We start from the raw sequence: 9530 nt of genomic DNA on the forward strand, positions 1-9530 counted from the left end.
CCTGCTCTCCGTCAAGACACAACCCCAACCCCCAACCCCCCCCCCTCCCCCACCCCCAAAAACCCCCACCCACCCCCCCCCCCCCCCCTTTCTGTGGTCCCCCCCCCCCCCCCCCCCCCCCCCCCCCACCGCCCTATGGAGGAGTCCGCTTGTTCGACAATTTCGACCTGATGGTCAGAGCCATGCTGGAGGGCGCGCGGGTCACCGTGGTCGTGACGCTCGCCAGCTTCGCCATCGCCCTGGTGATCGGCATGATCCTGGTGGTCATGCACGTCAGTCCCGCGGCCCCCGCACGCTGGGCCGCCCACGCCTACACGCAGCTGTTCCGGAACGTGCCGCTGCTGGCGGTCCTGTTCATCATGTACTTCGGCCTGCCGTCCATCGGCATCGAGACGACCAGCTGGGGCGTGGGCCTGCTGGGCCTGGGCATGTACACCGGCGCGTTCGTCGGCGAGACCCTGCGCTCGGGCATCAACTCGATCCCGCTCGGCCAGGCGGAGGCGGCCCGTTCGATCGGGCTGACGTTCGGGCAGTCGCTGGGGACCGTGATCCTCCCGCAGGCGTTCCGCGCGGTCATCCCCCCGCTGGGTTCGCTCCTCATCGCCCTGGTCAAGAACAGCGCGCTCGTCTACGCGGTCGGCATCACCGAGCTGTACGCGACCTCGCGGCGCCTCATCGAGGACAACGAGTCGCGGTTCGACCTGTGGGGCGTCATCATCGGCGTGACCGTCAGCTACCTGCTGATCGCCTTCATCCTCAGCTACCTGGTGCGGCTCGCCGAAAAACGCGCCGCCTTCGTCCGATGAGAGGGGTCGACTCATGAGCAGACAACGTGAGAGCACGGTCCTGTTCGACGCGCTCGGCCCCAAGGGCCGCCGGCGCTCGCTGATCGCCTCCATCTTCTCTGGTGCGGCGCTGCTGGGCCTGCTGGCCTGGGGGGCTTGGGAACTGGGCGGGGACGGTTTCTTCGAACCGATGCGGTGGGCCAACCCGCTGGACGCCCTCGTCATCGAGACCACCTGGATTCCGGCGATCCTCAACACCCTGCTGGCGTTCGCGCTCGGTTCGGTCCTGGCGATCCTCCTCGGCGTGGTCTTCGGGTTCGGCCGGATCTCCCGGTTCGCGGCGACCCGCTGGGCCTCAACGGGTTACGTGCAGTTCTTCCGGTCGCTGCCGCTGGTGCTCCTCATCTGGATCTCGTTCACGATCGACGGGCATTTCGGGTTCACCGCGGAGACGTTCGGCTGGGACGGCGACACGCGGCGCCTGGTGTTCCTGGTGGTGGGCCTCGGGATCTACAACGGCGCGGTCCTGGCCGAGATCCTGCGCGCCGGTGTGAACGCGCTGCCGCCGGGGCAGGCCATGGCCGGGTACGCGGTCGGGCTGAGCCACGGCCAGGTGCAGCGGCTCGTGGTGCTGCCGCAGGTGCTGCGGAACATGCTGCCGGCGGTGCTGGCGCAGCTGGTGATCCTGCTGAAGGACACCTCGCTCGGTGCGGTGATCACCTACCCGGAGCTGCTGCACTCGGCCAACATCATCGGCCGGGACTACGGCAAGTCGTTCCTGCAGGCGCTCGTCATCGCGGCGGGCATCTACTTCGTGCTGGCCTACACGCTGTCGAAGCTCGTGGTCGTGGCCGAGCGACGCCTGCGCAAGAAGACCGCCGCCCCCGCCAAGGCGGTCCGGCAGATCGAGAAGGTCGCGGTCCCCGAGTAATACATCACGCGTCACACGTGACGCGTCACCGAGGGCCCCGTCGCGATGCGGCGGGGCCCTCGGCGTCCCCCGAAGCCGCACGGCAGTAGTACGTGACGTGCTACCCCCGAATTCGCGCGCTGGTAGTACGTGACGTATTACCGCCGACTGGAAACGACCGGGCGCGGCACCGGATCGATATGAGGCGCAGTCGCATCCGGGTCCTGCTACCCTCCTTTTGAAATCAACAACCATTTTCAATTGGTGGGGGAACGCAGCAATGAAACTCGCCTTCGTCGGCAAGGGCGGCTCCGGCAAGACCACGATGGCCTCGCTGTTCGCGCGCCGCGCGGCCGCTCTCGGACACCCGGTCATGGCCATCGACGCCGACATCAACCAGCACCTCGCCGCCGCCCTCGGACTCGACGCCGAAGCCGCCGCGATGGGGCCCGTCCTCGGCGAGCACCTCGCCGACATCAAGGACTACCTGCGCGGCACCAACCCGCTGATCCCGTCCGCCGAGCTCATGCTCAAGACGACCCCGCCCGGGCCCGGCTCGCGCCTGCTCACCGTCGGCGAGTCGAACCCGGTGTTCGACGCGCTCTTCACCGAGCACGACGGCATCCGCTTCGCCGCCACCGGCGGCTTCGTCGACGACGACCTCGGCGTCGCCTGCTACCACTCGAAAGTGGGCGCGGTCGAGCTGCTCCTCAACCACCTCGTCGACGGCACCGGCGAGTTCGTGGTCGTCGACATGGTCGCGGGCGCCGAGGCGTTCGCCTCGGGCATGTTCACCCGCTTCGACCACACGTTCCTGGTGTGCGAGCCGACCCTGCGCAGCGTCGGCGTCTACAAGCAGTACCTCGGGTACGCCGAGGACTACGACGTGCGGATCTCCGTGATCGGCAACAAGATCGACGATGAGGACGACGTCGCGTTCCTGCGCGAGCACGTCGGGGACGCCCTCGCCGGGTGGTGCTCGCGCTCGCGGTACGTCAAGGCCGCCGAGCGCGGCCGGGTCGGCCCTGTCGACGCCCTCGAACCGGAGAACCTCGCCGTGATCGACGCCGCCCGCGAGCGGGCCGTCTCGGGCGGCAAGGACTGGGCCAAGTTCACCCGCCAAGCCCACGACTTCCACCGCAAGGCCGCCCTGGCCTGGGGGAACGACCGCGCCGGGGTGGACCTGGCCGACCAGATCGTGCCCGGTCACGTCCTGGGGGAGCACCTGCTCCGCGCCCCGGCTGTCTGACCGGAGGGCCGCACAGCGCCGTGCGGCCCGCCTGGACGCTCGCGTTTCGAGACTCGTCTGCGTCGATTACCCGACAGCGGAGGGTCACCGGAACCGAGCACAATGAACCGATTCGAACCGAGAGGAGAACGCATGTCCCTTGACGTCTCTGAAGACCTGCTCCGCAAGGCCGAGGCAGGGGAGGTCGGCGACGCCGACTTCGTCGACTGCGTGAAGCAGTCGCTGCCGTTCGCGTGGGAGCTCATCGCGAAGGTCGTGGGCGACCTCAAGAACGGGGTGGTGTCGTCGAACGGCTCGACGCAGTTCGCCGACAACACCACGCCGCCGCCGGACGAGCAGGCGCGCGGGCAGCTGCTGCGGGTGCTCGCCTCGGACTCGATGCGGGGCGCGCTCGAACGCCACTACGGCGTGAAGCTCGCGTTCCAGAACTGCCACCGGATCGCGGCGTTCCCGCTCGCGGAGGTCGACTCGGACACGTACCGCAAGTTCATCTCCCCGCGCGGGCAGCTCCTCAACCAGTCGCCTGAGCTGCGCGACTGCTGACCCGGGGCCACTGCGGCACCTACGGAACGGGCCGGCGGGACGAAAGTCCCGCCGGCCCGTTCCGCGTCTATGCCGGGCGCCTGGTGATGAGGAAGTCCCGCACCAGCTCCTCGCCCTGCTTCACCAGGGGCCGCAGGATCTTCAAGCGGGAGAGGGAGACGACGCGGGCGGCGAGCGGCGCCGTCCGCTGCGCCAGCTCCCGCGACTTCTCCTGGCCGGGGGAGGCGTCGTACACCCAGTACAGGACCACCACCATCTGGTGCAGCCACAGCATCTCCGGGAGGATGTCCGCCATGTCCTTGGGCACCTTCGTCTTCGAGCCCTCCAGGACCTCCCGGTAGAGCGCGATGTCGCGGTCGCGGGACTCCGTGGAGTCCTCCGAGAACGGGCTCATCGGGCTGGACGGGTCGGCGGCGTTCCTGAAGAACTGGCCCGCGAACGCGTGGTAGGGCCCGGCGATGTCGAGCCAGGCGAGCAGCGCCGCCTCGATCCGCTCGGCGAGGGTCTCCTTGCCGTCGAGCAGGCGCGGGGTCAGCTCAGCGTGGCGGGTCGTCGCCTGCTCGTAGAAGCCCTGGATGAGGTGCTCCTTGGACTTGAAGTAGTAGTACGCGTTGCCCACGGACACACCGGCCTCGGCGGCGATCGCCCGCATCGTCGTCTTGTCGTAGCCGCGCTCGGCGAACATGTCGAGCGCGGTGTCGATGATGCGCTGGCGCGTCCGCTCGCCCTTCGGGGAAGGGCGGGCGGACGCGTCGGAGGACTCGGGTTCGGTGCTCACGCAGGCGATCCTACTTGGGCTCAGGCGGGCTGGGTCGGGAGCTGCGGGCGCGGCTGCGGCGGCTCGAGGGTGGCGAGGGCCCGGGCGTCCACGTGGCCGCGCTTGCGGAAGCCGTTGAGCACGACAACGTTCAGGACGTGCAGCACCCCGAGCACCAGCAGCACCGCGCCGATCTTGACGGCCACGGTCTCGAACACGCCTCGGGCGTCGGCGATCGGGTCGTCAGTGCGCAGCCACAGCGCCACGAACCCGAAGTTCAGAAGGTAGAAGCCGACCTGCAGGAGCTTGTTGACGGCTTGGGCGAGCTGTTCGTCTCCGGCGAAGACGTCCTTGATGAAGTGGAAGCCGTTGGTGCCCAGCGTGCGGGCGACCCAGACGGTGAGGGGGATGGCGACGAGGAGGTAGGCGATGTAGCCGACGACTGCAGGTTCCATGGCAGTGCTCCGTTCTATCAGGGGGACTCAGGGCTTGAATTGAACATGTTCAACTCTGAGTCGAAGGTACACCCGGGACTTGAACATGTTCAAGACTGCCGGGGAAATATGGCGGAGGCCACCACCGCCCCCGCCTGTAGGCTTGCCGCGTGACAGTAGCGGTGCGTGTGATCCCCTGCCTCGACGTCGACAACGGACGCGTCGTCAAAGGCGTCAACTTCGAGAACCTGCGTGATGCGGGCGACCCGGTGGCGCTGGCCGCCGCCTATGACGCCGCTGGGGCCGACGAGTTGACCTTCCTCGACGTGAGCGCCTCCTCCGGCGACCGCGCCACGATGTACGACGTCGTCGCCCGCACCGCCGAGCAGGTCTTCATCCCGCTCACCGTCGGCGGCGGCGTCCGCACCCCCGACGACGTCGACCGGCTGCTGCGCGCCGGGGCCGACAAGGTCAGCATCAACACCGCCGCGATCGCCCGCCCTGAAGTGATCTCCGAGATCGCCGAGCGGTTCGGCAACCAGGTCCTGGTCCTCTCCGCCGACGTCGCCTCCGGCCGCGACACCGACTCCGGCTGGGAGGTCACCACCCACGGCGGCCAGAAGCGGTCCACCGGCCTGGACGCCGTCGCCTGGTGCGCCCGCGCCGCCGAACTCGGCGCCGGGGAGATCCTCCTCAACTCGATCGACTCCGACGGCATGAAGCAGGGCTTCGACCTCGAACTCATCGCGGCCGTCCGCGCCGCCGTCGACATCCCGCTCATCGCCTCCGGCGGCGCGGGCAAGGCCGCCCACTTCCCGCCCGCCGTCGACGCCGGGGCCGACGCCGTCCTGGCCGCCTCGATCTTCCACTTCGGCGACGTCGCCATCAGCGAAGTCAAGCAAGAGCTGCAGAACACGGGCCACCCGGTCCGCTGAACCGGGCCGCGCGGTCGAACCACGGTTGGCGGCCGGTGCCCGGGCGAGGCATGATTGCTAGCGGCTGCTTGCCGACCGGCTAGCCAGCGCACGCAGCGCCTGGCACCCGCACCCACGTGACCGGAGACCCGATGACGCTGCCCACCGGCGCCGACACACCGTCGTCCCTCGACGACCAACCCGCCGACGACCGCATCCTCCGCCAGGGACTGCGCAACATCGGCGACATGATCCGTCTCGAGCCCAAACCTTTCGCGGTCGGCGCCGCCGGAGCCATGGCCAACACCGCCATGACCCTCTTCCTCTCGTTCGTCGTCGGCTGGGTCGTCTCCGGCATCGCCGTGCCCGCCTATGAGAACGGCGAGGTCGCCCTCGCCGCGGTCATGATCGGCGTCGCCGCGCTCCTGGGCACCTCGATCATCCGCTTCTCCACGATGTGCGCCCGCCGCATCGGCGCGGGCGTCATGATGTTCGGCGTCCAAGCGCACTGGCGCCGCCAGATCACCCGCCGCTACCTTGCACTCCCCGTCTCGTGGCACCAGAAGCACCCCACCGGGACCCTCCTCTCCAACGCGAACGCGGACGTCGAGGCCGCCACCCGCCCGCTCGCCCCGCTCCCGTTCGCCGTCGGCACCCTCTTCATGGTCGTCGTCGCCATGGGCGCGTTCCTCTGGATCGACTGGGCCGTCGCGCTGGTCGCCCTCGGCATGTTCCCCGCGCTGTTCGCCCTCAACGCCCTCTTCGCGACCAAGATGGCCCCGCGTGCCAAGCGCGCCCAGGAGCTCCGCGCCGAGGTCTCGGCCGTCGGGCACGAGTCCTTCGACGGCGCGCTCGTCGTCAAGGCCATGGGCCGCGAGACCGCCGAGACCGAGCGCTTCAGCGCCTCCGCCGAGGAACTGCGGGACGCCATGATCGGCGTGGGCCGCCTCCGCGCCGCCTTCGAACCCGCCATCTCGGGCCTGCCCGAGATCGGCGTCCTCGTCGCCCTCCTCGTCGGCCTCGCCCGCTACGAGGCCGGTGCCATCGACCTCGGCCAGCTCGTCACCGTGTCCTTCATGTTCTCCGTGCTCGCCTTCCCCGTGCGCGCCATCGGCTGGGTCCTGGGCGACCTGCCCGGCTCGGTCGTCGGCCGCCGCCGCGTGGACTACGTACTCGCCTCGACCGGTGATATGTCATATGGCACCCGTGAACTCCCCGAGTCCACCGCGCCCGCCCGACTCGAACTCGACGCCGTCGCCTACGCCTACCCCGACGGCCACGAAGCCCTCCAGGAAGTCACCTTCACCGTCGAACCCGGCACCACCGTCGCGCTTGTCGGCGCCACCGGCTCCGGCAAGTCCACCCTCGCCCACCTCGCCGCCCGCCTCATCGACCCCACCGGCGGCGCCATCACCCTCGACGGCGAAGACCTCCGCGACCTCACCCACGCCAGCCTCGCCCGCACCACCGCGCTCGTCCAGCAGATCCCCTTCGTCTTCGACGACACGATCCGCGCCAACCTCGCCCTCGACCGCCCCGGCCTCACCGACGAACGCCTCTGGGACGCCCTCGTCGCCGCCGGAGCCGAGAAATTCACCACCGCCCTCGAAGGCGGCCTCGACACCGAGGTCGGCGAACGCGGCACCACCCTCTCCGGCGGCCAGCGCCAGCGCCTCACCCTGGCCCGCGCCCTCGCGGGCAAGCCGCGGCTGCTCATCCTCGACGACGCCACCAGCGCCGTCGACCCCAAGGTCGAGTCCCAGATCCTCACGGGACTCAAGGACTCCTCCGACACGGCCAGCGTCCTCGTCGTCGCCTACCGCAGGGCCACCATCGCCCTCGCCGACGAAGTCGTCTTCCTCGAGGACGGCCGCATCACCGCCCGCGGCCCCCACCACGAACTCCTGGACACCCACCCGCCCTACGCCGACCTCGTCACCGCCTACGAGCGGGCCGAAGCCGAGCGCGAATTCGACGACAGCGAGTTCAACAGCGCCGCATTCAAGAGTGCCGAGCTCGACGACGAGGAGACCGCGGTATGACCACCGAGACCGCAACCGAAGCGGCCGAGACCCAGCTGGGGCCCTGGCAGACCGTCAAGCGCGGCCTCCGCCTCTCTCCGGAGCTGCGCCGCGGCCTCGGCTTCACCGTCTTCCTCGCCGCCATCACCTCCATCGGCCGCCTCGTCGTCCCGATCGGCGCGCAGCAGGTCCTCGACAAGGGCCTCCTCGGCGAGGGCGGGCCCGACATCGGCTACGTCGTGCTCGTCGCCGCTATCGGCGTCGCGGCGCTCCTGGTCACGACCGGCACGAACTACCTGATGAACCGCCGCCTGTTCGTCGTCTCCGAGCATGCGCTGGCTGCTTTGCGGCGCAAGACGTTCCGGCACATCCACGACCTGTCGATGCTGCACCAGCAGTCCGAGCGGCGCGGTGCGCTGACGGCGCGCGTGACCACCGACATCGACCAGGTGAGCACGTTCCTGCAGCAGGGCGGCATGGTCCTGGTGACGGCCGCCGCGCAGATCGTGGTCGCGACGGTGGTCATGGCGGTCTACTCGTGGCAGCTCGCGATCGCGGTGTGGATCGTGTTCATCCCGGTCACGTGGCTGATCAAGTGGCTCCAGGGTCACCTCGCGGCCGCTTACACGGACGTGCGCAAGAGCGTGTCCAAGATGCTCTCGGCCGTGGCCGAGTCGGTTGTGGGCGCGGGTACGGTGCGCGCGTACGGTGTCGGGTCCCGCACGAGCGAGCGGCTCGACGCGTCGATCGACGAGCACCGCCGCGACCAGACCCGCGCGATCAGCCGCTCGGCGTTCTCGTTCGGCGCGGGGGAGCTGGTCTACCTGGGCGTCAACGTGATCGTGGTGGTGCTGGGCGCGTTCCTCGTCGCGGACGGGGCGATGACGGTGGGCGAGCTGACGGCGTTCCTGTTCCTCGTCATCCTCTTCACGCAGCCCGTGGTGATCGGCACCGAGACGCTGAACGAGGCCCAGAACGCGGTCTCCGGCTGGCGCCGCGTGCTCGACATCGTCGAGACCGAGCCCGATGTCGCCGACCCGGTCGACGGTGTCGCCCTTCCCGAAGGGCCCCTCGGGGTCCGGTTCGAGGGCGTGCGGTTCGCCTACCCGGGCGGCGAGGAGGTCCTGCACGGCATCGACGTGGAGATCCGCGCCCACTCGAAGGTCGCCGTCGTCGGCGAGACCGGCTCGGGCAAGACCACGTTCGCGAAGCTGCTGACCCGTCTCATGGACCCGGTCTCGGGGAACGTGCGCATCGGCGGCGTCCCGCTCACGGAGGTCACCTTCGCGTCGCTGCGCGGCCGGGTGACGATGGTGCCGCAGGAGGGCTTCCTGTTCAACGGCACGCTCGCTTACAACGTGCGTTTCGCCCGGCCCGACCTGACGGACGCCGAGATCTACGTGGCGTTCGCCGAACTCGGCCTCGACGACTGGCTCGAAACGCTCCCGGCCGGGCTCGACACCGAGCTGGGCGAGGGTGGCGCGAATCTGAGTGTCGGTGAGCGACAACTGGTCTCGCTGGTGCGCGCTTATGTGGCCGACCCGGACCTGCTGGTCCTGGACGAGGCGACGAGCGCCGTCGACCCGGCCACGGAGCTGCGGCTCTCCTCGGCCCTCGACGCCGTGACCCGGGGCCGCACCACGGTGATCATCGCGCACCGCCTCTCGACCGCGGAGACCTCGGACGAGGTCCTGGTCTTCGACGCGGGGGACCTGGTGCAGCACGGCCCGCACGCCGAACTGGCGGCCGAGCCCGGTTCGGTCTACGCGGGGCTGCACGGCTCCTGGGTGGAGCAGACCCGCTCGAGCTGAGACTTTGTGTTGTGGCGGGGGGGGGGGGGGGGGGGGGGGGGGGGGGGGGGGGGGGGGGGGGGGGGGGGGGGGGGGGGGGGGGGGGGGGGGGGGGGGGGGGGGGGGG

9 protein-coding genes are annotated in these 9530 nt (G+C 70.0%); 7 read left to right on the forward strand and 2 right to left on the reverse strand.

Translation table 11 applies throughout. The annotated features are described in order from the left end of the window. Positions 1-149: 149 nt before the first annotated feature. From ACZ60M_RS25195 to ACZ60M_RS25210, 4 genes are all read left to right on the forward strand, one after another. Positions 150-806, forward strand: coding sequence for an amino acid ABC transporter permease (locus tag ACZ60M_RS25195; RefSeq protein ID WP_465421963.1), 657 nt, complete (start codon positions 150-152; stop codon positions 804-806). 13 nt (positions 807-819) lie between these two features. Continuing rightward, positions 820-1716 carry an amino acid ABC transporter permease gene (locus ACZ60M_RS25200; RefSeq protein WP_465421965.1) on the forward strand — a complete coding sequence of 299 codons (897 nt, stop codon included), beginning with the start codon at positions 820-822 and terminating at the stop codon, positions 1714-1716. A gap of 259 nt (positions 1717-1975) precedes the next feature. Then, positions 1976-2944 carry an ATP-binding protein gene (locus ACZ60M_RS25205; RefSeq protein ID WP_465421967.1) on the forward strand — a complete coding sequence of 323 codons (969 nt, stop codon included), beginning with the start codon at positions 1976-1978 and terminating at the stop codon, positions 2942-2944. A 132-nt stretch (positions 2945-3076) separates the two neighbouring features. Continuing rightward, complete coding sequence (locus ACZ60M_RS25210) at positions 3077-3487, forward strand: SCO5389 family protein (protein WP_465421969.1); 411 nt, start codon at positions 3077-3079, stop codon at positions 3485-3487. 67 nt (positions 3488-3554) lie between these two features. On the opposite strand, the gene ACZ60M_RS25215 is transcribed toward ACZ60M_RS25210, so the two are convergent. Both ACZ60M_RS25215 and ACZ60M_RS25220 read right to left on the reverse strand, forming a co-directional pair. Beyond that, positions 3555-4265: a TetR/AcrR family transcriptional regulator gene (locus ACZ60M_RS25215; RefSeq protein ID WP_465421971.1), complete on the reverse strand. Its 711-nt coding sequence runs from the start codon at positions 4263-4265 to the stop codon at positions 3555-3557. Between the two features lie 20 nt (positions 4266-4285). Then, the gene (locus tag ACZ60M_RS25220; RefSeq protein WP_465421973.1) at positions 4286-4699 is read right to left on the reverse strand and encodes a hypothetical protein; all 414 of its coding nucleotides are present in this window, start codon (positions 4697-4699) and stop codon (positions 4286-4288) included. A gap of 149 nt (positions 4700-4848) precedes the next feature. On the opposite strand from ACZ60M_RS25220, the gene hisF reads away from it, so the two are divergent. From hisF to ACZ60M_RS25235, 3 genes are all read left to right on the forward strand, one after another. Next, positions 4849-5613, forward strand: coding sequence for an imidazole glycerol phosphate synthase subunit HisF (gene hisF, locus ACZ60M_RS25225; RefSeq protein ID WP_465421975.1), 765 nt, complete (start codon positions 4849-4851; stop codon positions 5611-5613). 194 nt (positions 5614-5807) lie between these two features. Further along, positions 5808-7634, forward strand: coding sequence for an ABC transporter ATP-binding protein (locus tag ACZ60M_RS25230; protein ID WP_465421979.1), 1827 nt, complete (start codon positions 5808-5810; stop codon positions 7632-7634). Next, the gene (locus ACZ60M_RS25235; RefSeq protein WP_465421977.1) at positions 7631-9424 is read left to right on the forward strand and encodes an ABC transporter ATP-binding protein; all 1794 of its coding nucleotides are present in this window, start codon (positions 7631-7633) and stop codon (positions 9422-9424) included. The genes ACZ60M_RS25230 and ACZ60M_RS25235 overlap by 4 nt, the downstream gene beginning before the upstream one ends. Positions 9425-9530: the final 106 nt, after the last annotated feature.

This window comes from Glycomyces sp. NPDC050141 (assembly GCF_055586545.1).